This window comes from Luteolibacter sp. SL250 (assembly GCF_026625605.1).
In the GTDB taxonomy this organism is placed as follows: domain Bacteria; phylum Verrucomicrobiota; class Verrucomicrobiia; order Verrucomicrobiales; family Akkermansiaceae; genus Luteolibacter.
On record NZ_CP113054.1, the window covers coordinates 3,604,961 to 3,626,977 of the forward strand.

18 protein-coding genes are annotated in these 22,017 nt (G+C 64.4%); 11 read left to right on the forward strand and 7 right to left on the reverse strand.

Translation table 11 applies throughout. The features are described 5' to 3' along the window. Position 1 precedes the first annotated feature (1 nt). From OVA24_RS15660 to OVA24_RS15680, 5 genes are all read left to right on the forward strand, one after another. Positions 2 to 625: a ribonuclease HII gene (locus OVA24_RS15660; RefSeq protein ID WP_267670874.1), complete on the forward strand. Its 624-nt coding sequence runs from the start codon at positions 2 to 4 to the stop codon at positions 623 to 625. Next, positions 612 to 992, forward strand: a complete 381-nt coding sequence (locus tag OVA24_RS15665; protein ID WP_267670876.1) for a YraN family protein — start codon at positions 612 to 614, stop codon at positions 990 to 992. The genes OVA24_RS15660 and OVA24_RS15665 overlap by 14 nt, the downstream gene beginning before the upstream one ends. A 23-nt stretch (positions 993 to 1,015) precedes the next feature. Beyond that, positions 1,016 to 2,056 (forward strand): chorismate-binding protein, encoded by a 1,041-nt coding sequence (locus tag OVA24_RS15670; RefSeq protein WP_267670878.1) that lies wholly within the window; start codon positions 1,016 to 1,018, stop codon positions 2,054 to 2,056. Positions 2,057 to 2,188: 132 nt separating this feature from the next. Beyond that, positions 2,189 to 4,201, forward strand: a complete 2,013-nt coding sequence (locus OVA24_RS15675; protein ID WP_267670879.1) for a histidine kinase — start codon at positions 2,189 to 2,191, stop codon at positions 4,199 to 4,201. Next, positions 4,198 to 4,851, forward strand: a complete 654-nt coding sequence (locus OVA24_RS15680) for a response regulator (RefSeq protein WP_267670881.1) — start codon at positions 4,198 to 4,200, stop codon at positions 4,849 to 4,851. Before OVA24_RS15675 ends, OVA24_RS15680 begins: the two co-directional genes overlap by 4 nt. A 165-nt stretch (positions 4,852 to 5,016) precedes the next feature. On the opposite strand, the gene rplI is transcribed toward OVA24_RS15680, so the two are convergent. Continuing rightward, the gene (gene rplI, locus OVA24_RS15685) at positions 5,017 to 5,490 is read right to left on the reverse strand and encodes a 50S ribosomal protein L9 (protein ID WP_267670883.1); all 474 of its coding nucleotides are present in this window, start codon (positions 5,488 to 5,490) and stop codon (positions 5,017 to 5,019) included. A gap of 172 nt (positions 5,491 to 5,662) precedes the next feature. Here rplI and OVA24_RS15690 point away from each other — a divergent pair, with 172 nt between their 5' ends. Beyond that, on the forward strand, positions 5,663 to 6,421 hold the full coding sequence (locus OVA24_RS15690) for an alpha/beta fold hydrolase (protein WP_267670884.1): 759 nt from the start codon (positions 5,663 to 5,665) through the stop codon (positions 6,419 to 6,421). Here the strand turns inward: OVA24_RS15690 and OVA24_RS15695 are convergent. Further along, positions 6,396 to 7,259 carry a hypothetical protein gene (locus OVA24_RS15695; protein ID WP_267670885.1) on the reverse strand — a complete coding sequence of 288 codons (864 nt, stop codon included), beginning with the start codon at positions 7,257 to 7,259 and terminating at the stop codon, positions 6,396 to 6,398. The two genes, OVA24_RS15690 and OVA24_RS15695, sit on opposite strands and share 26 nt — an antisense overlap. A 121-nt stretch (positions 7,260 to 7,380) precedes the next feature. After that, positions 7,381 to 8,559 (reverse strand): galactokinase, encoded by a 1,179-nt coding sequence (gene galK / locus OVA24_RS15700; protein ID WP_267670886.1) that lies wholly within the window; start codon positions 8,557 to 8,559, stop codon positions 7,381 to 7,383. A 346-nt stretch (positions 8,560 to 8,905) separates the two neighbouring features. On the opposite strand from galK, the gene OVA24_RS15705 reads away from it, so the two are divergent. Further along, a complete protein-coding gene (locus tag OVA24_RS15705; protein ID WP_267670888.1) occupies positions 8,906 to 9,988 on the forward strand; it encodes a GNAT family N-acetyltransferase in 1,083 nt (360 codons plus the stop codon). A 266-nt stretch (positions 9,989 to 10,254) separates the two neighbouring features. Beyond that, positions 10,255 to 11,658 carry an MBL fold metallo-hydrolase RNA specificity domain-containing protein gene (locus tag OVA24_RS15710; RefSeq protein WP_267670890.1) on the forward strand — a complete coding sequence of 468 codons (1,404 nt, stop codon included), beginning with the start codon at positions 10,255 to 10,257 and terminating at the stop codon, positions 11,656 to 11,658. A 15-nt stretch (positions 11,659 to 11,673) separates the two neighbouring features. On the opposite strand, the gene OVA24_RS15715 is transcribed toward OVA24_RS15710, so the two are convergent. Beyond that, positions 11,674 to 12,903 (reverse strand): MFS transporter, encoded by a 1,230-nt coding sequence (locus OVA24_RS15715; RefSeq protein ID WP_267670891.1) that lies wholly within the window; start codon positions 12,901 to 12,903, stop codon positions 11,674 to 11,676. A gap of 121 nt (positions 12,904 to 13,024) precedes the next feature. Here OVA24_RS15715 and OVA24_RS15720 point away from each other — a divergent pair, with 121 nt between their 5' ends. The 3 genes from OVA24_RS15720 to OVA24_RS15730 all read left to right on the forward strand — a co-directional run bounded on the left by OVA24_RS15720 (position 13,025) and on the right by OVA24_RS15730 (position 16,338). Continuing rightward, positions 13,025 to 13,264 (forward strand): acyl carrier protein, encoded by a 240-nt coding sequence (locus OVA24_RS15720; RefSeq protein ID WP_267670892.1) that lies wholly within the window; start codon positions 13,025 to 13,027, stop codon positions 13,262 to 13,264. Then, positions 13,261 to 14,478: an FAD-dependent oxidoreductase gene (locus OVA24_RS15725; RefSeq protein WP_267670893.1), complete on the forward strand. Its 1,218-nt coding sequence runs from the start codon at positions 13,261 to 13,263 to the stop codon at positions 14,476 to 14,478. The genes OVA24_RS15720 and OVA24_RS15725 overlap by 4 nt, the downstream gene beginning before the upstream one ends. 102 nt (positions 14,479 to 14,580) lie before the next feature. Beyond that, positions 14,581 to 16,338 (forward strand): ABC transporter substrate-binding protein, encoded by a 1,758-nt coding sequence (locus OVA24_RS15730; RefSeq protein ID WP_267670894.1) that lies wholly within the window; start codon positions 14,581 to 14,583, stop codon positions 16,336 to 16,338. Between the two features lie 19 nt (positions 16,339 to 16,357). Here OVA24_RS15730 and OVA24_RS15735 read toward each other — a convergent pair whose 3' ends face one another. From OVA24_RS15735 to OVA24_RS15745, 3 genes are all read right to left on the reverse strand, one after another. Further along, the gene (locus tag OVA24_RS15735; protein ID WP_267670895.1) at positions 16,358 to 17,089 is read right to left on the reverse strand and encodes a LytR/AlgR family response regulator transcription factor; all 732 of its coding nucleotides are present in this window, start codon (positions 17,087 to 17,089) and stop codon (positions 16,358 to 16,360) included. A gap of 277 nt (positions 17,090 to 17,366) precedes the next feature. Next, complete coding sequence (locus OVA24_RS15740; protein ID WP_267670896.1) at positions 17,367 to 18,827, reverse strand: CSLREA domain-containing protein; 1,461 nt, start codon at positions 18,825 to 18,827, stop codon at positions 17,367 to 17,369. Positions 18,828 to 18,907: 80 nt separating this feature from the next. Then, on the reverse strand, positions 18,908 to 21,994 hold the full coding sequence (locus OVA24_RS15745; RefSeq protein WP_267670897.1) for an efflux RND transporter permease subunit: 3,087 nt from the start codon (positions 21,992 to 21,994) through the stop codon (positions 18,908 to 18,910). Between the last annotated feature and the right edge of the window lie 23 nt (positions 21,995 to 22,017).

Sequence of the window (22,017 nt, forward strand, 5' to 3'; positions counted from 1 at the left end):
CGTGCCCGACCTATCGTTTGAGAACAGACACCGGAAGGCCGGGAGATTGGTCATCGCCGGCATCGATGAAGCGGGACGCGGCCCTCTGGCAGGTCCGGTCACCGCGGCGGCGGTCGTGCTGCCGGCCCGGTTCCGCTGCAAGGGTCTGGACGATTCCAAGAAACTGAACGCCCAGAAGCGCCGGGAATTCTACAGGGAACTGACCGGGGATTCACGCGTGACGTGGAGCGTCGGCATGGCCGAGGTGTCTGAGATCGACTCGCTCAACATCCTGCGGGCCACCCATCTGGCGATGCGGAGGGCGGTGGAGGGCCTGACCGCCGCACCGGACCACTGCCTCATCGACGGGCTGCCGGTGCGGGACTTTCCGTTCGCCCATGAGGGCATCGTCAAGGGCGACAGCCTCTGCCTTTCCATCGCCGCGGCCAGCGTGATCGCGAAGGTGACGCGGGACGAGCTGATGGGATCCCTGCACGAAGAATTCCCCCAATACGGCTTTGCCCGGCACCAGGGATATGGCACGAAGGACCACCTTGAAGCGCTCCGTATTCACGGCCCTTGCCGCCATCATCGTTTCTCGTTTCAGCCCGTCGCTCAACTGCCGCTGCCGTTTGACCTCCGCTGACGGCACCCGCCGGAGCAACGCGTGGATGGGTGCCTTCGGGGAGAAGGTGGCGGCTGCGTGGCTGCGCGCGGCCGGCTGCAGGATCCTGGCGAAAAACTTCAGCGCACGCGGCGGCGGGGAGGTGGACATCGTCGCCAGGGACGGGAACCTCCTGTTGTTCATCGAGGTGAAAACGCGCCGTGAGGGCACCCCCATCCGCCCTTATGACGCCGTGGACGCCACCAAGCGGAAGCTGATCGAGCGCGGCGCGAATGCCTGGCTGTCCCGCCTGGGCAGACGGGATCTGCCGTGGAGGTTCGACGTCATGGAAGTCTATCTGGAGGACGGCGGACGCCCCAGGGTCAACCGGATCCGGGACGCATTCTGAAACGCGGGCTTGCCGGGGCGCGGATGCTCCAGCAGCGTCACCGCCTGCCGATGGAGGACATCTCAAACTCAATGGCGTGGCTCGCCCGTGACGATCAAAGCGTGATCGTCGGCCACGGCCCCTTTCAGGAAGTGCGGGAGATTTCCCGTGGCCAGCCCGCGTTCTACATCCGTGATTTCGCCACACCGGCCGGTGGGGCATGGAAGCTTCCCTCGGCCACGGAATGCCTTCCGCTGGAGGAGTTCCGGACACGGTTCCCGGTCACTCCGTTCCATTGCGAATGGAATGCGCCGGACGCGGGACCGTTCTCCACCGTGTTCCAAGAGGTGATGGAGGCCATCCGTGGGGGACTGTTCGAAAAAACGGTGCCTGTGGTCGTGGAACGGGGGACGGCGGAAAACCCGGGCCCCGCCATCATGGCGGCGATGACCCGCCAGGTCATGCCGCTCCGGTCGTACGGATGGGTGGACGGTGGGAGTGGCTTCGCCGGTGCCACCCCCGAGCTTCTGCTGTCCCTTTCGGGATCCCGGCTGGAAACCATGGCACTGGCAGGAACCGCCAAACAGGAAGACAGGGAGGTCTTCGCGGTGGATGAAAAGGAGATCCGCGAGCACGAATACGTGGCGCAGACGCTGGTCTCCAAGCTGCAGAACCTCGGCCATCCCGTCCGCCAGCAACGCAGGATCCTCGACGTCGGTACCATCGTCCACTTCCTGACCCTGATCGGGATCGACCTCGATAGAGAGGAAACGCCCTCCAAGCTGGTGGACCTGCTGCACCCGACCCCGGCGCTGGGCCCGCTTCCCCGGACGAAGGAAACGCTCGGCCTGCTGCAGCAATGGAGGAGCCGGCTCGGCTGTCCGGAGCAGTTCGGAGCCCCGTTCGGCGTTTGGGACGGAGAGCGCTTCGACGCCGTTGTGGCCATCCGTGGCATCTGGTGGAATGCCCACGAAGTCCTCCTTCCGGCTGGATGCGGGATCATCGAGGCAAGCCGGTTGGTCAACGAGTGGCGGGAACTCCGTTTGAAACGGGACTCCGTCAAACGGCTGCTTTCCAAGATCTAAAATTTCTCGAGGAAACTTCCACGACAGGAGAGCTATACGCATTTCTCGGGATATCAACTTTGGCCATTTATTAAAAAATATTGATAACTGAGCGAATTTACCCCCAAATATGGCCGGAAGTTTCAACGCTGGATGATTCCCCTGATCCGACTTCACCCCCTCACCGGTCTGCTTTCGCTTGCCGTCATGCTGCTATCCGCGCAGCAGGGTGGAGCCGCAGAGGTGGCCCAGACGTTCCACCCGATCACACATCTGGCCCGCGCTTTCAACAAGGATCTGGTCAAACTGGAGGAGCGGGTGACCTGGCTGGAGAGACGGCTCAGCACGCTGGCGACTTACGGCGATGAGAAGTTCCGGACCGCCTTGGGCTTCCGTGCCGGACGGCTGAAGGCGGACGATCCCGACCCTTCGGTGGTGATGGATCTGGGAAAGGAATATTCCCTCGACACCCTCTACCTGGTACCCTCCCAGCGGGATTCCATACGCGGACCGAGCCTGTTCCCCCGCCGGTTCACGATCGAGCTCTCCAACCGTGCCGACTTCGGCCAGCGGATGATTCTCTTCACGTCGGGCACGGATGCCTACAAGGGGCAGAACAGCCGGATGATCCGGTTCGCCGCGCGTGGTGCTTCCGCACGTTACATCCGCCTGACCGTCCATCAGGGTCACATGCAGGGCGGCGGCGATATTTTCGCGCTGTCGGAGTTCATCGCCATTTCGGACGGTGATCCGGTTTCGTTCGGAGCAAAGGTCACCGGCCAGGGAGTCCTCGACATCCCGGGCATATGGGCTCCGGAATATCTCACGGATGGGCGGACCCCTCTGGGAATCTGGCAGAGCGGCACCACCACCTCCAGGAACGGCGACGCGGTGCCGGTCACCCAGGAAGATCCGACGGTGTCGTGGAATCTGGAACTGGAGGAATCCGCCCCTCTGGACCGGATCGTTCTCTTCCCCCATCTGGTTTCACAGATGGTCGATACCCTGATCCTTCCGGACTCCATCACTTTTGAGATCGAACAGGAGGATGGACCTCCCAAGGTCATCCAGTGGAGCAACCCGATCCCCGGTTCCTCCCAACCCACCCCGCTCGTCATCCCGCTGCACCGGATGCAGGGCAAGGGTGTCAGGATCACCGCCGTGACCCCGTGGCGCATGGGGGAGATTTCGATCCAGGGCCTCTCGGAGATCCAGGTGCGGTCCGAAGGAAAGAACCTGGTGGCCAACAGGCCCGTCACCCGCACCCATGCCGGACAGGAAACGGAGATCACCACTCTGACGGACGGCTATTGTGCGGACCGCCAGACCCTGACGGTCTCCACCTGGCTGAACCAACTCCACGAACGCCTCCATCTCGAACACGAGCTCCAGGGCCTCACCCCCATCTATCATGCGAGCGCCGCGGAGAGCGAGCTGAACGCGACCTGGGGCTCCGCCATCATGCTCGGACTGACGTTCCTGATTCCGGTGTTCATCGTGGAGCGCCGCCGCCTGATCAACCGCAACCACCTTGAGAAACTCCGGAAGCGCATCGCTTCCGACCTGCACGACGACATCGGCAGCAACCTAGGCAGCATCTCGCTCATCGCCCGGTCGGCACGCAAGGATCTCGTGCGCCTGCACGGACCGGAGGAAGTCGCGGAGGACCTCGGCGAACTGGAAGTCATCGCCCGCGAAAGCTCGCTCGCCATGCGCGACATCGTCTGGCTGCTGGAACAACGGGCCGACTCCATCGGAGACCTGGTGCAGCGGATGCGGGACACAGCCAACCGCCTGCTCCGCAATGTGGAGTACAACCTGGACTGTGATTCCTGCAAAACGGCGACCCGGCTGTCCTTGGACGCGAAGCGCCACCTCTTCCTGTTTTACAAGGAAACGATCCACAATATCTTCAAGCACTCGAAGGCAACCCGCGTTTCCCTCCGTCTCTGGGACCAGGATGACAACCTGCTGATGGAGGTGTGTGACAACGGGGTGGGCTTCGACACCAACTCAGCCTCCCGCACCTCTCCCGTCCACAAGCTGGAGGAACGCGCGCGCGCGCTGGCCGGCCAGCTCGACATCCTGTCCATCCCGACCAAGGGCACCAGCATCCGCCTCACCGTCAAGCGTTCCCTCCTCATCGCCACCTCCGCAACATCATGAGCAAGCCTGAAACCACCGCCAAGATCTGGATCCTCGAAGATCATGAGGCATTCGCCAAGCAGGTGCGGCGCATGCTCAATGCCGAGGACGACATGGAGTGCCCCTACCACTTCAACCACCCGGACGATCTGTTCGACAAGCTGCGCTTCAGCAACGAGCGTCCGGACATCATGCTCCTCGACCTAGGCCTTCCCCGCAGGGACGGACTGGAGGTGCTGGGGGAACTGCGCACCGCCCTGCCGGATGTGAAGGTGGTGATCCTTTCCTCCTTCGACGACCGTGAGCGGGTCTACCGCGCCATCTGCAACGGGGCGGCGGGTTATCTTCTCAAGACGGCGGACCCGGATGAGATCATCTCCGGCATCCGCGAGGTGATCAACGGAGCCGCGGCGCTCAGCGGTTCACTGGCCAAAATGATCCTCCAGGGTTTCGCGAACCATGGCCCGGTGCAGCAGATCGAGCAGCTCACCGCCCGTGAGGAGGATGTGCTGCGTTACTTGGTCCGGGGACTCATCAAAAAGGAGATCGCCGACGAACTTTCGATCTCCCAGCACACCGTGGACATGCACCTGCGTGCGGTGTACCGCAAGCTGCACGTCCGCTCACAGACGGAAGCCGTCTCCAAGGCGCTGCGCCAGGGGATTGTCTGAGCCATTTGGAACGGGAATTCAGCCCCTTCCGGAGCTTGATGCGCTTGCGAAGCCAAGCGGACTGAAGTCCGCGCTCCGGTCCTGGTGAGGCCCGGATATTACCAAAGAAAAAGCCCCGGCTGCATGCGCAACCGGGGCTTTCTGAAATTCAATCTTCCGGAGGGATCAGCCTTCGGCTTCCTCTTCCTCACCAGCCTCGACGTTGATGACGAGGGTGGCGGTGACCTGCGGGTGCAGGCGGATTTCGACTTCGGTCTTGCCGGACTTCTTGACCGGCTTCTCGAGCTCGATGGCGTGGCGGTCGATGACGATGCCTGCGGCTTCGAGTTCCTTGTGGATGTCGATGTTGGTGACGGAGCCGAACGCCTTGCCACCTTGGCCGGTGGAGAGGGTGAACTTCGGCTTCAGCTTGGAGATCTTGGTGGCGACTTCCTGGGCGGCGGAAAGCTCTTCGGCTTCGCGGCGTGCGCGCTCGGACTTGAGGGCCTCGAGGTGGCGGAGGTTGGACTTGCTGGCCTCATAGGCCTTGCCTTGCGGGATCAGGAAGTTGCGGGCATAGCCAGCGCGGACTTTGACGACATCGGCTTCTGCGCCAAGGCCTTCGATTTTTTCTTTGAGAATGACTTGTGCGTTGGCCATGGGAAAAATCAGGTCTGAGGTTCGTTTGGGGGCGGCGTTGTGGAGGAACCGGCCCACCGAGTCAAGAAGAATGGGCCGCATTCGGTTGATCCGGTGATTTATTTGGTTCTCCGGACCATCCACCTTCCTGGGAAGATGCTGGCGGATCCGCCGATCCGTGCCAGAATCCTCCATGCGCCACCGAACCCCAGCCCCGTTCCAGGAACGGGTGGAGATGCTGATTCCTCCGTTGCCGTGGGACCGCCAGGCCCATCGGGGTCCGGAGACCGGCGCGGAAAAGGTGGTTCTGCTCCACGGACTGGGACGCAGTTGGAGGGCGATGAACCCCCTCGCACGGAAGCTGCAGCAGGCCGGTTTCTCCACGTTGAATCTCCCCTATCCCTCGCTGGTGAAGCCACTGGACTGGATCCTGGACCACGTGGACGCCCAGGTGGCGGGCTTCGCGGAGGGCGGACGGGTCCACTTCGTGACCCATTCCCTGGGTGGCATCGTCACCCGGATGTTGCTGGAGCGGGAACACCACTGGGCCGCGGGACGGCTGGTGATGATGGCTCCCCCCAGTTCCGGCAGTGAGATCATCGACTGGGCGTCACGCAGGGTGATGTTCCGCCCGTTCCTTTCCTCCGCGGCGAGGGCGCTGGCCAGCGACGCCCTGCAGGCGCGGCTCGCCGGCCTCCGCCAGGATCAGGAAGCGCTGGTCATCATGGGCAACCGGTCCTCCATCCCCTTTTTCCGGCGGCTGCTGGATGAGGACAACGACGGCATTGTTTCGTCAAACCGTGGACGGGTGGACGGCTTGAAGGGCTTCTCGGTGGTGGATGCGGACCACACGTTCATCCAGATCCACCCGGAGGCCGTGCGGCAGACCATCGATTTCCTGAGGGAGGGCAGATGCCCCGGCACGCTCAGCGGGGAATCGGCCGTTTCATGAATTCCTCATCCCGCAGCTTGCGGAGGTACTCCAGGTATCTCCGCTGCGCCTCGATGTCGGGATCATTCGCGGCGACCTGGCTGCCGTATTTTTTCCACGGCCCGTAGGGCACCTGCCCGGCTTCGACGAAGCGCCAGTGGACCTTTTCCCCGGACCGGAGGCCGAAGAAGTCCCTGACGGAAGGAGAGAGATCGATGCCCGCCGCGCCGTTCTGCTTGGTCTTCGGTGGTTTGTTGCCGAACACGTATTCCCAGTCGTCCGTGACCCACGGTCCGCAGTCCTCCCACTGGGCGTAGCAACTGCGGCCCTTGTGGAAAATCTGGATCCACCTCCCCTTGCAGACCGTCTTTCCGGGCAGGGGCCTCATGCGGGAGAACCAGGGAATGATCCGGGAAGCCTCCGGCTTGTGGGTGTTGTAGTTGACCACGTCGTTGTAGGGCAACGCGATGTAGAAGGGATTGAGCTTCGGGATGAACGCCTTCGGGCGGAACTCCCCGGTGGTGTGGTTGGCGATGCGGTTCTCCGGGTTCGGATCATCATAGCCGCCGAAGTTGATGGCCCAGGCGACATCCCAGGACGACTTGCAGTTCGGCGTGGGGTTGTTCTGCGTGGGTTGCTCACCGATCCAGAAGATGGTGGAGGTGACGTGCGTTTTCCACGGATAGACCGTGCGGGTGACCGGTTCCGGCGGACGGATCTGCCCGGTGGGAGGGGCAGGTGCCCGTGCCCCGGTAGGAACCGTCACTTTCGGCATCCCAGGGCTCTGGGCACGCAGGTCTCCTGTCACCGACAAGGGTGACACGACGAGGAGAACCGTGGGGACGAAAAACCGGGGCATGCGGACGCGGTGCTTTTTGGCAAGGGGGCCGAACTTCGCGCAGTCTCCCCCAATCCCGCCGCGTGGCAAGCAAAAGTCCAGCCGTCCACCCATGCGCCGGCCTCCATCCCCCAACTCCCCGTCAGCCCACCAGATGGGCGCCCATGGCGGGGCGGGAGGCGAAGATCTGTGGCTGGATACCCGTGGCCTCGGCATAGCGGGAGGCCAGGATCTCGGCGATCTCCGCAGCCCTGCCGGACTCGCAGAGGGTGACGGTGGAACCGCCGAAGCCGCCACCGGTCATCCGGCTGCCGATGACGCCGCCGTTGCGGCCGATGGAGCGGGCGATGTCCACCATCACGTCCAGTTCCTCACAGGAAACCTCGAAGTCATTCCGCAGGGAGTCATGGCTGGCGGCCATGAGCGGCCCCAGCGTTTCGAAGTCATTCCGGGAAAGCGCGGCGGCTGCGGCAACGGTGCGGGCGATCTCGCTGACCACGTGGCGGGCGCGGCGGTTCACCGGATCCCCCATGGCTTCCCAGTTGGCGAGCACGTCCGCTTCCGTGACATCCCGCCATGACGCCTTGCCCAGGATGGCCAGCGCCTCCTCCGTTTGCTTCCGGCGGGTGGCGTAGCCGCCGTCCGTCAGCGCGTGGTGGGCCATGGTGTTGGAAATGATGACGGTGAGGTCGGGATTTTCAAAGGGCACCAGCTCCGGTTCCTCCGACCGGCAGTCGATGAGGACGAGCCGGTTCGGTCTGCCGAAGGCGGAGGCGAACTGGTCCATGACGCCACACGGGACCCCGGCGAAGTCATGCTCCGCCTTCTGGCAGAGCAGCGCCTTTTCCTTCGTGTCCAGGACGGTGTCGAGAAGCCCCTCGAGGAAGGTGGCCATGGCGCATTCCAGTGCGGCGGAGGAGGAAAGCCCCGCGCCGCCCGGCACGGAGGAAAGGATGAAGGCATCGAACCCGGGGATGACATGGCCGCGGTCCTGGAAGCCGCGGATGACGCCGCGGAGATAGTCCGACCACGTGGGTTCCCCTCGCTCCACGGGTTCCTCCGCAGGGATGATGACAGTCTGCCGGTTCAGCGCGGTGGCCAGACGGATCTCCCGTGTTCCGTTCGCCGTTCCGACGATGACCACATGGCGGTCGATGGCGAAAGGCAGCACGAAGCCATCGCAGTAGTCGATGTGTTCGCCGATCAGGTTGACCCGGCCGGGTGCGGCGGCGGTCACCGTGGCCTGGGCGTTGAAGCGGTCCAGCAGCCCCTTCGTGGCATCGGAGACGAGGTCGGAAAGGTCTGGGTTGAGCTGCAGCATGCGCCAGCGAACACCATGGACACGCCCGGGACAACCGCAGAGTTCCCCCGCCCCAAGCCCATCTCATTTTGGAACTGTCGGGACGTTTGTCGGCTTGTTCCAGGAAATCCGAACCGCGAATGAACACCAATGGACGCGAATTTACCGTGAATCAGGATCGGGTGGTGATGCCTTCCAACCGGAGAATCCCCGCTCCACCCCGAATACGGCATCAGCCCACCTTCCATTCGTGTCTATTCGCGTTCATTCGCGGTTGAATTCCCGAAATGAGGCTGCCCTGTCCCCCCGCCCCATCCCCCCACGATCCGCCCTTGCGGGTGGCCGGGCATCTGCTAGGTAAAGCGCAGTGGCCCAACAGAGCAACGTCCGCGAGGTTCTCCAGTACATTCCCCAGTTCCGCGGGAAGACCTTCCTCGTACTCATCGAGGCCGGACTGCTGCCGGAACCTGCCATCGCGGAAACGCTGCTGGATCTGGCCGTGCTGGAGGATCTGGGGGTGAAGCTGGTGCTCGCCGTGCTGGGCGGGGACCTGAAGGACCTCTACGACTGGACACTGGAGTGCGAGATCATGTCCGCGCGGGTCCTGAAGCCCATCACCGATCCGGGTGCGGTCAAGGACACGCTGGATATCCTGGCGCGTGGCCAGTCGGTGGTGATCGACGCCTCCTCGACCAGCCCGCTGGCGCCGGCGGTGGTGGACTTCGCCAAGGGCATCGGCGTGACGAAGGTCATCGCCCTTCTGGAGGAAGCGCTGCTCATCAATGGCGCTCCGGCCCATGCCATCCGCGCGGCGGATGCGCTGGCCCTCACGGAACAGACGGACGGCCCGGGAGTGGAACTGCTCCACGCCGCGGCGGAAGCGTGCAACCGCGGCATCCCCCGGGTGCATGTGCTCAACGGACGCCGCCAGGGTGTGCTGGTGGACGAACTTTTCTCCAACGAAGGCGTGGGCACCATGATCCACGCGGACAGCTACCGGATCATCCGCCCGCTGCGGGAGGAGGACATTCCGGAACTGCTGGGCATGATCGGCCGCAGCGTGCGCAGGACGAAACTGGTCGCCCGCACGTACGAGGACCTCCAGTCGAAGATCAACGACTTCCGCGTCATGACCATCGACGACAACGTCGTCGGCTGTGTGGCGCTGCATGAGTACCGGGAGGAAGACACCGCGGAGGTGGCCTGCCTGTATGTGAAGCAAGCGCACGAGGGCCGGGGCTACGGCGTGGAGCTGGTGCGGCATGCGGAGGACATGGCCCGGGAAAGGAAGATCCCGCGCGTCTTCGCGCTGACGAACAGGGCGGCGGATTTCTTCTCAACCCGGCTGGGCTACAGCGCCGCCACGGTGGAGGATCTGCCGGAGAAGCGGCGTGAACAGTTCGAGGCCAGCGGCCGGGACTCGCTGGTGTTTTCGCTGGAACTGGACTGAGGGAATGCCTTCCCCGTAATTCGGAATCAGCGAGATATCGGAAACATTCGATACCACTGATTTCACTGATTCACTGATTCCAGAAGAACCGATGTGAGTCGGGATCAGAGCTAGATCGGAGGCGGATTCTTCTGCCTGAATCAGCAAATCAGTGGAATCAGTTGTCATCATCCTTCATCCCGGGAATGGCATCCGAACAGAAGACCGTTAGGAATGCCTTCCGGACTTGAAGTGCCCTGCAAGGGGCGCGATGTTCGTATTGAAGCATGAAACTCAAATTCTGCGGTGCCGCGGGCACCACCACCGGTTCGCAGCATCTGCTGGAGGTCAACGGGAAGCGCATCCTGCTGGATTGCGGGCTCTATCAGGGCCGGCGGAAGGACGCGTATGACATCAACTGCTGCTTCCCCCATTTCAATCCCGCGGACATCGACTGCGTGGTGCTGTCCCACGCCCACATCGACCACAGCGGCAACCTGCCGAACCTGTGCGCGAAGGGTTTCAGCGGCAACATCTACGCGACCAACGCGACGCGCGACCTCTGCCAGATCATGCTCGCGGACTCCGCGCGCATCCAGAAGAGCGACATCGAATGGCTGAACAAGCACCGCCTGCGCGACGGGCTGGACGCGGTGCCCGCCCTCTACAGCGAGCAGGATGCGGAACGGTGCCTGCGCCAGTTCGTGACCATCGGCTATGACCGCCCGATGCTCATCGCGGACGGGGTTTCGATGACCTTCGTGGATGCGGGCCACATCCTGGGCAGCGCGCAGGTGCTGCTGGAGATCACGGACCAGGCGGACGGGAAGAAAAAGCGTTTCCTTTTCTCCGGAGACGTGGGCCGTGGCGGCAGCGAGGTGCTGCGGGACCCCGTGGCGGTGCAGGACGTGGACTTCCTGCTGATGGAGAGCACCTACGGCGGGCGCGAGCACGAAGCCCCTCCCGGAGTGGGCGACCAGTTCGGTGAGGTGATCCGGCAGGCGGTGAAGCGCGGCGGGAAGATCCTCATCCCGGCCTTCGCCGTGGAGAGGACGCAGGCGATCCTCTATGTGCTCCATGATCTTTTCCAGAAGGGGGAAATCCCCGGCCTGCCCGTGTTCGTGGACAGCCCGCTGGCGGTGAGTGCCACGGAGATCTACCGCCTGCACCCGGACTCGTTCAACGAGGCGGTGTACGAGCAGCTCTTCCAGCGGGAGAATCCGTTCGGTTTCGAGAATCTGACGCTCATCCGCTCCGTGAACGCATCGATGGCGTTGAACGACCTGAAGGGACCTGCGATCATCATTGCCGCTTCCGGCATGTGCGAGGCGGGACGGATCCTGCACCACCTGAAGCACAACATCGCGGACGGCAGGACCACGGTCCTTTTTGTCGGCTACTGCGCGGAGAACACGCTGGGCAGGCGCATCCGGGATGGTGAGCCGGAGGTGCCCATCCTCGGCGGGAGGTTCAAGGTGCGTGCGAAGATCGAGGCGGTGGATTCCTTCTCCGGCCACGCGGACCATTCGGAGCTGCTGGAATACTTCGACCGCACCACCGGCCCGAAGAAGCGGGTGTGGCTGGTGCACGGTGACCATGAACCCGCGCATGCGCTGCGGGAGGCGCTGGCCGGAAAGCACCACGGCGGAAGCGTGGAGATCGCCGCGCTCGGGGAAACCGTCGAGTTCTGAAGCAGCCCTCTCCCCTCACCCCCCACAGGCTTCCGGAGCGTCGGCTTCCTTTCCTGCGGGCTGGTGGCGCGAGATGAGGACGATGAGGATGGCGAGCGCGGAAACCCCGCCCCCGCACCACATGACGGAGGACACGCTGTGGTGGTCCACAACCTGGCCGCCCAGCACGGAACCGAGTGCGATGAACACCTGGAAGGTGGAGGTCAGCAGCGCGGCCCCTCCTTCCATGGCTTCCGGGGCGGCCTTGAAGACCCATAGCTGGAGAACGATGGGCACCGCACCGAAGGCCAGGCCCCAGCAGAGGATGAGCGCGGAAGTCGAGGCCACATTCATGCCGGTGGATGGCAGCAGCATGATGGAGGCCGCCAGCAGGATGATGACCACGCCGATGGTCCCCCGCAGGTTCCTGCCCGCCGCCGCTCCACCAATGAAGTTCCCGGCGATGCCCGCCACGCCGAAGGCGAGCAGCAGGGAGCTGATGTGGCCCGGTCCCATCTGCGGGTTCTGCTTCAGGAACGGGGTCACGTAGGTGTAGGCCCCGAAGTGGCCCGCGATGACCAGCGCCACCGTCGCCAGTCCCAGCCGCGCGTCCGGGTGGCGCAGCAGGTGGGTGAACTGGAGGAAGCCCGGGGCCTTCGGCGCCGGGAGCTTTGGCAGCGCCCACCACTGGACGGCACCGGCCAGCAGGACCACCCCGCCGATCACGGAAAATGCGGTGCGCCATCCCAGGAAGTCCGCGACCACCTTGCTCACCGGCACACCCGCCACGGTGGCGATGGAGATGCCGGCCATGATGATGGTGGTGGCACGGACCATGGACGCCTTCGGCACCAGGCGGCCGCCGAGGGCGATGGCGTTGCTCCAGAATCCTCCCAGGCTGATGCCGAACAACACCCGCGCCGCCAGCATGACCTTGAAATCCGGAGCGATGGCGGAAATGAAACTGGAGACGGCGAGCAGCGCCATCAGGGAAAGGAGCAGCACCCTCCTGTCCACCCGGCTGGCGAGGAGCGTCAGCGCGGGCGCGGCGAATGCGGCGACGATGCCGGGGACTGAAACCATCAGCCCCGCCACCCCGTCGGAGACGCCCAGCGCGCCGGAGATGTTCGTCAGCAGGCCGATGGGAAGGAACTCCGAAGTGACGAGAACGAACGCGCCGAGAGAGACGGAAAGGACGGCGAGCCAGGATTTCAGCGTGGCCTTTTCCGGCGAGGTGGAGCCGCTGTCGGAGGTGGGAAGGTGCATGCGGTTTCGGGCGGGACCGTAACAGCGGCCCTGCGACTCTCAACCGAAAAGTTCGACCATCATCGAACATACATCCGTCCATGATTGACTTGCCCATGGGGAGCTTCCACGGTTTCCGCGCATGAGTCCGGAGGAGGTGATCGACTGGTTGAACGAGGAAGGCATGGTGGAGCTGGGCGATGGGTTCCCCGCCGACGGAGATCTGTTCTCCGCGGGACTGGACTCCATGGCGGTGATGCAGATGGTGGTCGCCGCAGAGGAGAAGTTCGGGGTCATCCTGGGCCCCGGAGACATGACCCGGGCAAACCTTTCGACCCCCCGCTCGCTGGCCGCCCTCATTTCCTCGAAGACCTCCCCATGAGCAGCCTCCATGATGTCCTGGTGGTGGGAGGTGGCAGCGCCGGACTGGCGGCCGCCGTGACCGCGGCCCGGACCGGCGCGCGCACGCTGCTGCTGGAGCGGTACGGCTATCTGGGCGGCATGGGCACCGCCTCCCTGGTCCATACATTCTGCGGGCTGTACCTGCTGCGGGAGGAATCCGGAGCGGTGTTGGCCAATCCCGGATTCGCCACGGAGATGGCGGAGAGGATGATGGCCGCGACCGGTCTGGGTCCCCTGCGAATGGGACGGGTGGACGTGCTGCCGCAGCACCCGGTGGAGTTCGTGAGGATCGCGGATGAGATCACGGCGGCGGAAGCATCGCTGGAAACCCTTTTCCACACGGAGGTTCTCGCGGCCCGGCGGGACGGCGGCCAGTGGCACGTCACGGTGGGCGGGCGCGGCGGAGTGCGCGACATTTCCGCGACCGCGCTGGTGGATGCGTCCGGAGATGCGGTGGTGGCTGGCTTTCTCGGCGGTGGCGCGGAAATGACGGAGAGCCCAGGACTGCAGAGGCCCGCCTATGTCTTCGGCATCCAGGGCATGCCGGGCTTCGACGATGCCGCACGGCTCCAGGCTGCGGGGTGGATCGTCGAGGGGGTGCGGAAAGGAATGCTGCCGAAGTCCGCGATGGGCCTCAGTTTCCGCGCATCCGGCAGGCCGGGTGAGATCTTCGGCTCGCTGGATCTCACGGGTGGGGAGTCCGTCTCCGGATACGATCCTCTGGACCCACGGTGTCTTTCCTCACTGGAGTCCGGGGGGCGGAAGATCGCGGCGGACGTGCTGCGCTTTCTCTCCGGCAGCAGCGACGGGTGGAGGGAGGCCTACATCAGCCAGTGGCCGGTCCGCGCCGGGGTGCGGGAAAGCCGCCGCTGGATCGGGGAATATGTGCTGGCCGCGGAGGACCTGCTGGAAGGACGGCGGTTCAACGATGAGATCGCGCTGGCAACCTGGCCGATGGAACTGCGTGAAACGGTGAAGGGGCCGAAGCTGCGCTACCCCAGGGACAACCGCCCGGCGGGCATCCCCCTGCGCTGCCTGAAAGCGCGTGGCATCCCCGGACTTTTCGTGGCCGGGCGCTGCCTTTCCGCGGACCATGAAGCGCAGGCCTCCATCCGTGTGATGGGCACCTGTTTCGCGACCGGCGGAGCTGCGGGGGAGGCAGCGGCGGAATGGGCGCGGACGGGATCATTTTAAACTCCCAACGCGGAGGGGAGGACTGTTAGCATCAGTCCGAGATTACCCGTCCAGATGACCTTTTCCCTCCGCCCATCCCGGCTCCGCGTTCTACTCCCCGCCTTGCTCACGTTGATCGCCGCCCTGCCGGCCTCCGCACTGGAGAAGGTGACGCTGCAGCTCAAGTGGACCCACCAGTTCCAGTTCGCGGGCTACTATGCGGCGGTGGAGAAAGGCTACTACCGGGAAGCGGGTCTGGACGTGGAGATCCGCGAGGCGTTGCCGGAACAGGACACGGCCCGCGAGGTGACGAAGGGGAACGCGGACTTCGGAGTGGGAACGTCGAACCTCGTCCTGCTGCGCGCCCAGGGGGAGCCGGTGGTGGTGCTGGGGGTGATCTACCAGCACTCCCCCTTTGTGCTCATATCGACCCAGGCCTCCGGGATCCAGGACATCCACGAGCTGTCCCGCCGGAAGATCATGATGGAGCTGGATGCCGCGGAGTTGCTGGCCTACTTCAAGCATGAGGGCATCGACGTCTCGAAGGTGGACGTCCGTCCCCATACCTTCCGCCTGGAGGACCTGCTGGAGGACAAGGTGCAGGGCATGGCGTGCTACTCCACGGACCAGCCCTTTTTCCTGAAGGAAAAGGGAATCCCCTACCAGGTGTTCAACCCCAGGGCGGGTGGGATCGACTTCTACGGCGACAACCTGTTCACCACGGAGAAGCAGATCCGGGAGAACCCGGAGCGGGTGAAGCGATTCCTGGACGCCAGCCTCCGCGGCTGGAAATACGCCATGGCCCACCAGGAGGAAATGGTGGATCTCATCCTGAAGAAATACCCCCAGGACCACTCCCGGGACCATCTGTTGTTCGAGGCCGCGGAATCCGTGAAGCTGATCCATCCGGAGCTGATCGAGCTGGGCTACGTCAATCCGGGCCGCTGGGAAAGCATCGTGAAAGCCTATGCGGATCTCGGCTTCCTGAAGGACAAGGTGGACCTGAAGTCGTTCATCTATGAGCGTGATCCGAAGCCGGACCTCCGCTGGGTCTATTGGTCGCTGGGCGCCATCGCCGTGGTGGCGGCGGCCTTCGGCCTGTGGACGCTCATGACGGCTAGGATGAACCGCCTGCTGCGTGAGGAAGTGGCCGCGCGGAAGGACGCGGAGGCCCGCGCTCTGGCGGAGAACGCGGCGAAGTCCCGGTTCCTCTCCGTGCTGGCCCATGAGGTGCGCACCCCGCTGTCCGGCATCCTCAGCTCCCTGTGGCTCTACAAGACCTCGGAAACCCAGGAGGAAAAGGACCAGGTGGTGGAGATCGCGGAGATGTCATCGAACCACCTGCTCCGTCTGGTGGACAACACCCTCGACCATTCCAAGCTGGAAGCCGCGAAAATGGATGTGGAGAAGATGCCGGTCATAATCGACGAGTTCCTCGACCGCATCGTGGAGCTGTTCCATGCCGCGGCGAACGCGAAGGCGATCTCCCTGGAAATGGAGATCGACCCGGCGATGCCGGACACGATCACGACGGATCCGACGCGCCTGCGGCAGATCCTCTCCAACCTCATCTCCAATGCGGTGAAGTTCACCTCGAAGGGTGGCGTGAAGGTCGTCGCCACGCAGGAAACCCCCTACTCCACCGTCGAGTTCAAGGTGCAGGATACCGGTCCCGGCATCAGCCCGGACCAGACGGAGAAAATCTTCGAACCGTATGCGCAGGCGGATCCGTCCGTGTCCCGTGAACACGGCGGGACGGGACTGGGACTGTCCATTTCCTCCCAACTGGCACGCCTGCTGGGTGGCGAAGTCCGTGTGGAAAGTAAGCCGGGTGAGGGCGCCACCTTCACGCTGAGCATCCCGGACATGAACAAGAAGTAGCCCGGTGGCGGAACCCCGCTCAGGGCACCTTCATCACCTCCTGAAGCCGGGCGAGGGCGGTCCTGCCGATCTCCACCGGTTCCTCCAGCCCGCGCAACCAGACCTGGGCGCCGTTCCGCGACAGGCGTTCGACCTTTGCGACACGCTCAAGGTTGATGATGAGGGAGCGGTCCAGGCGGATGAATGGAGGAGACGGGAGGATTTCCTCGAACTCGCCGATCCGCCTGCAGGCGAGGATCGCCGGCTGCTGGACATCCCGGACCCAGGTGAAATCCCCGTCCGCCTTCAGCGAGGCGACAGTGGGCAGGGGCAGGAAAATCGTGCGCTCCGTGCTGCGCACGCAGATGCGGTCCATCGGTTCATGGCGGACGGCGGGGTTCTCGTCTTCGGTGAAAAGACGCTCCAGCCGCTTGGCGGTGGAGGCGAACCGTTCCGGGGACACCGGCTTGAGGAGGTAATCCACCGCGTCCAGGGTAAAGGCGTCCACCGCGTAGGTGGGCCATGCGCTGGCGAAGACGACCTTCGGCGGATTTTTCAGGCTCGCGAACAACTCCAGTCCGGTGAGGCCGGGCATCTGCACGTCGAGCAGCAGCACGTCCGGATTCAGTTCATCGATCATCACGAGGGCCTTTTCCGCCCCGTCGGCTTCGCCGATCCACTCCAGAAAGGAGTGCTGGCCGATGAGGCGACGCATGACCATCCGTTGCACCGCAACGTCATCGACGACCATCACCCTTATGCGCAGACCCATTACAGGCGTCACGCTAGGAAGGCTTCACGCCATTTCAAGCGGATAGACGACGTGTTTTTTGCTTTTGCCCGTTTATGGAATCCGGTGCCGGATTCATGGAGTGGGGATTAACCAACCGGCGGAATCCGTGGTTTCCTCCGCCTGTCGGACGTGATGTCCATGATCCGGCACCACCCCGAAATTTTCCTGCTTTAGGATAGCCCGAGCTGACGTGGCGGAGCCCCCCGCCCGCCACGTCGGTGAGGACGGGCTGAGGGAGAACGCGCGGCCGCCCTGCCTATGGCGCGGGAACGGCCCGGTAGAACCGGCGTGGCGGCCGGGGGCCGGGATTGAACGGATCCAGGACCGTAAGGTTTCCTCCGCCATCTGAAAAGATCACGCCGCCGAAGGGAGTCCACGGGTCGTCGAGATCGTCGCTGTATTCGAACGTGTGGTTCATCCCCCGTTCCCCTTTCAGGCGGATGACGGCACCCCCGGCGGTGAATTCGATCGTCGGCAGATCGATCGGGGCGCCGTATTCGACGGCACCGATGTCCGCGCCGTCGCCGCCCGCGGCATTGGGGATCGCGGCGTCGTCCACGAAACGGCTGCGGCCCCGTTGGTCATCCAGGGCTTCCGCGGTGGTCTTCCCCTGGTCCACCAGCGGGCTGTCCGCCAGCGGGAGCATGGTGTTGGTGGAGCCACCGTTGCTCTGGAACGCGCCGAGCTTGGGATCGCGCGGGGATTGCTCCGTCCCGGTCAGGTCGGTGGCCTGGGCAAAGGCGCGCACCTCATGCTCGCCCGCGGGGAAGCCGTTGGTGGCGCCGATGAAGTTGTAGCCGTCCGAGGTGAAGGCACCCCGCACGTCACGGTGCCGGGCATAGCCCGTGACCGTGTTGGCCGCGACCACGGTGCTGGAGAGCGTGCAATTTCCTCCGGCACTGAAGATCCCGCCGATGCCGGGGGCGTCCGTCGCGGTGGCGGTGTTCCCGCTGACGGTGCAGTTGCGGAGGACGGTGGTGCCGTTGTTGTAGATGCCCCCGCAGGCCCAGCCGGTGCGGCTGGTTCCGCTGCCACCGGTGGCGGTGTTTCCCTGGAAGGTGGAGGACCTGGCGGTGAAAATTCCAGAGGCGACATGGACGCCCGCGCCCATGGCGTCATATCCGTATCGGTTTCCGGAAACATTCATACCCGTGGCGGTGTTTCCGCTCACGCTGCTGCGGACCAGCGTGAGCGTGCCGCCATTGACGAAGATGCCACCACCGCTGGAGACGAAGTAGGCGGGGGACTGCACCTGGTTGCCGGAGATCGAGCAATCCTGGATGACAAGATCACCACTGGACGAGATCCCTCCCCCACTCTGGTTCATGGCCGTTACTTTCCCTCCGGAAATGGTGATGCCGGAGATGAGATGCGGCCCGCCCGACACGCCGAACACACGCAGCGCGCCGCCACCAGACACCGTGAGCGCACGCGCTCCCGGACCGAGGATGGATACCGGGGAGCTGAGGCTCAACTGGCCGAGCGCGGGACTGAGGGTGAGGGTGCCGCCCAGATTCTCCGCGAAGACGATGATGGCAGGCTGGCCGGATGTGGCGGCCGCGCCGATGGCCTCCCGCAACGTGCAATCCCCGGTGAGGGCGGTGCCGTTGTTCCGGTCCGCCAGGGTGGAGACCACGAAGCGCGGGCCGGTCTGCACCTGCGCCCCGGCCTCCGCCGGAAGAATCAACAACAACGGTAGGAGGCTCCGGAACTTCATCAATCTCGCCCCGAGATAAAACCGCCCGGGGCAGATCTCGTCAGCAATAATCGGGAAAGGCGGACGGACGCCCCACGCGGTCACGCCGTGGCGAGCGGTGCGGCGGCCGGGATTTCCTCCGTCTCCGCCTCCTCATCCTCATGGCGGCGGTGCTTCGCCGCGATGATGACGTAGAACGCTGGCACCACGAACAGGGTGAAGACGGTGCCGACCAGCATGCCGGTGACCAGCACGATTCCGATGCTGTTCCGCGCTTCCGCCCCCGGACCGGTGACCAGCACCAGCGGGAAGTGGCCGAAGACGGTGGCCGCCGTGGTCATGAGCACCGGCCGCAGCCGGGTGAGGGCCGCTTCCTTCAACGCCTCCACTTTCTCCAGTCCACGGGTCTGCAGTTCGTTCGCGAACTCGACGATCAGGATGCCGTTCTTCGCGATCAGTCCCACCAGCGTGATGAGGCCGACCTGGGAGTAGATGTTGATGGTGGTGAAGCCGAGGAAGGTGAAGACGAGCGCGCCGGAGATGGCGAGCGGCACCGACCCGAGCAGCACGATGAGCGGATCCCGGAAGCTGTGGAACTGGGCCGCCAGCACGAGGTAGATGAGGATGATGGCGAAGCCGAGCGTGACCACCAGCGCGGAGCCTTCCTTGCGGATCTGGCGGGACTCGCCCGCGTGGTCCATGACCAGGTCCTTGCCCATGGCTTTTTTCGCGGCGTCCTCCAGCACGCGGAGGCCGGCTTCCTTCGTCACGCCGGGAGCCACGCCGCCGAAGATCTTCACCGCATTCTGTTGCTGGAAGCGGTTCAGGGTGCGCGGCGAGGTCCGCGCCTCCACGGTGGCGAAGGAGGAAACGGGCAGCAGGTCCCCCGCCGGGGTCTTGATCTTCATGTCCAGCAACGGCCCGACGGCGGAGCGGTTCTCATCCCCGAGCTGCGGGATCACCTTGTAGCTGCGGTCGAAGTAGTTGAAACGGTTCACATACGCGCCACCGAGGAGCGTGCCGAGTTCCTGGCCGACCGCGGCGAGGTCCAGCCCCAGGTCCGCGAGCTGCTCGCGGTCGATGTTCACGCGGGCTTCAGGACGGTCGATCTTGAGGTCGGTGTCCACGTAAAGGAACTGCCCGCTGGCGAATCCGGCGCCGATGACCTGCTGCGCGACCGGCAGCAGGTCCTCCACCGGGCCGTCGGTGAGCAGCACCAGCTCGACATCATATTGGCCGGGAGTCGGCAGCGGAGGGTCCAGCCGCGGGAAGACGCGGATGCCAGGAACCTGGGAAACGCGGCCGAAAAGCTCGCCGTACATTTCCTCGGTCGTGCGCCCGCGGTCCTTCCAGTCCTTCGCGGACATGCCGCCGAAGCCGCCCCAGTTGGTGGTCAGCGACCACATGTATTCCGCCTCCGGCATGGAGGTGACAGCATCGACGACCGCCATGGAGTCCCGGTTTGACGCCTCCACCGTGGAGTCCGGGGAGGTGTCCATGAAGACGCTGATGTGGCTCTGGTCCTCCACCGGCGCCATCTCCCGCTGGGAGAACAGATAGAACGGAACTGCGGCGAGCATGACCACGAAGGACACGCCGACGATGACCCACCGGATGCGCAGCGCGCCGTCCAGCGCCACGCCATAGGCCGCCTTCACCTTGTCGAAGATGCGGTTCACGAACTTCGTCAGCCTGCCTTCATGGCCGCCGGCGTGGATGAACTTCGAGCTCATCACCGGGGACAACGTCAGCGCGACGAAGCCGGACACCACCACCGCCGCCGCCAGCGTGATGGCGAACTCCAGGAACAGCGAGCCGGTCAGGCCACCCTGGAAGCCGATGGGCGCGTACACCGCCGCCAGCGTGATGGTCATCGCGACAATGGGACCCTGCAGCTCCCGTGCGCCGAGCAACGCCGCCTGCATGCGCGACTTCCCTTCCCGCACGTGCCGTTCGATGTTCTCCACCACGACGATGGCGTCATCCACCACCAGGCCGACCGCCAGCACGATGGCGAGGATGGTCAGCAGGTTCAGCGAGAAACCGAGAGCGAGCATGATGGCCGCCGCGCCGATGAGCGAGATGGGCATGGCGATGAGCGGCACCAGCGCGGTGCGGATGGAACCGAGGAAAAGGAACACCGCCAGGCCGACGATGAGCACCGTCTCCAGCAGCGTCTTGCTGATCTCCTTCAGCGCGCTGCGCATGAACATGGTGCCGTCATAAACCAGCTTCATCCTCATGTCCTTCGGCAGCGTGGCCTGGATCTCCTCCATCTTCGCGGTGAGCGCCTGCTGGATCTCGATCTCGTTGGAGCCGACCAGCGGCCACACGCCCAGATAGACGGACTCCTGCTTGTTTTCCTTCGCCACGTAGTCCGGCTCCTCCGCGCCCAGCTTCACATCCGCCACATCACTGAGGCGGACGATGCTGCCCTCCCGCTCGGAGACGATGATGTTGGAGAACTCCTGCTCGGTCCGCAGGTCGGTGTTCGCCAGCAGGTTGATCTCCACGAGGTTCCCTTTCGTGCGGCCGACGGCGGCGAGGAAATTGTTCCGCACCAGGGCGTTCTGGACGTCCCCCGGAGAGAGGTTCAGCGCGGCGAGGCGGTCCGGATCGATCCACACCCGCATCGCGATGGGGCGGGCGCCTTCCAGCGTCACGCGCTGCACCCCCGGCAGCGTGGAGAACTGCGGTTGCATGGTGCGGGTCAGCCAGTCCGTCATCGCCGGCACATCCCGCTCCGTGGAGGTGAAGCTCAGATAGAACGTGGCATACGGACGGTCGGCCCGCTGGATCTCCACCAACGGCGGCTCCGCCTCCGCGGGCAGTTCCGCGCGCACCTGCTGGAGACGTGCCGTGACCTCCGCCAGCGCGGCGGTCGTGTCATGGTTCAGCTTCAGCCGCACCGTCACGATGCTGGTGCCCGCCCGGCTGGTGGACTCCACGTGATCGACGCCGCCGATCTGGGACACCACTTTCTCGATGGGTGTGGTGAGGAAGCCCCGCACCGTCTCCGCGCTCGCGCCGTAATAGACGGTGGTGATGATGACGGAGGAACTTTCCAGCTTCGGGAACTGCTGGACGGGCAGCGAGTAGATGGCCCGCCAGCCGACGAGGACGATGACCAGGTTGACCACGATGGCCAGCACCGGAAACTTGATGAAGATATCGGTGAACGATTTCACTGCGGATCTGGAGTTGGGGTTGT

Excerpts from the sequence above, each read along its gene's own strand:
- OVA24_RS15670 (WP_267670878.1), top strand. The coding sequence starts at position 1,016 with ATGCTCCAGCAGCGTCACCGCCTGCCGATGGAGGACATCTCAAACTCA.
- OVA24_RS15675 (WP_267670879.1), top strand. The coding sequence starts at position 2,189 with ATGATTCCCCTGATCCGACTTCACCCCCTCACCGGTCTGCTTTCGCTT.
- OVA24_RS15680 (WP_267670881.1), top strand. The coding sequence starts at position 4,198 with ATGAGCAAGCCTGAAACCACCGCCAAGATCTGGATCCTCGAAGATCAT.
- rplI (WP_267670883.1), bottom strand. The coding sequence starts at position 5,490 with ATGGCCAACGCACAAGTCATTCTCAAAGAAAAAATCGAAGGCCTTGGC.
- OVA24_RS15690 (WP_267670884.1), top strand. The coding sequence starts at position 5,663 with ATGCGCCACCGAACCCCAGCCCCGTTCCAGGAACGGGTGGAGATGCTG.
- OVA24_RS15695 (WP_267670885.1), bottom strand. The coding sequence starts at position 7,259 with ATGCCCCGGTTTTTCGTCCCCACGGTTCTCCTCGTCGTGTCACCCTTG.
- galK (WP_267670886.1), bottom strand. The coding sequence starts at position 8,559 with ATGCTGCAGCTCAACCCAGACCTTTCCGACCTCGTCTCCGATGCCACG.
- OVA24_RS15710 (WP_267670890.1), top strand. The coding sequence starts at position 10,255 with ATGAAACTCAAATTCTGCGGTGCCGCGGGCACCACCACCGGTTCGCAG.
- OVA24_RS15715 (WP_267670891.1), bottom strand. The coding sequence starts at position 12,903 with ATGCACCTTCCCACCTCCGACAGCGGCTCCACCTCGCCGGAAAAGGCC.
- OVA24_RS15720 (WP_267670892.1), top strand. The coding sequence starts at position 13,025 with ATGAGTCCGGAGGAGGTGATCGACTGGTTGAACGAGGAAGGCATGGTG.
- OVA24_RS15725 (WP_267670893.1), top strand. The coding sequence starts at position 13,261 with ATGAGCAGCCTCCATGATGTCCTGGTGGTGGGAGGTGGCAGCGCCGGA.
- OVA24_RS15735 (WP_267670895.1), bottom strand. The coding sequence starts at position 17,089 with ATGGGTCTGCGCATAAGGGTGATGGTCGTCGATGACGTTGCGGTGCAA.
- OVA24_RS15740 (WP_267670896.1), bottom strand. The coding sequence starts at position 18,827 with ATGAAGTTCCGGAGCCTCCTACCGTTGTTGTTGATTCTTCCGGCGGAG.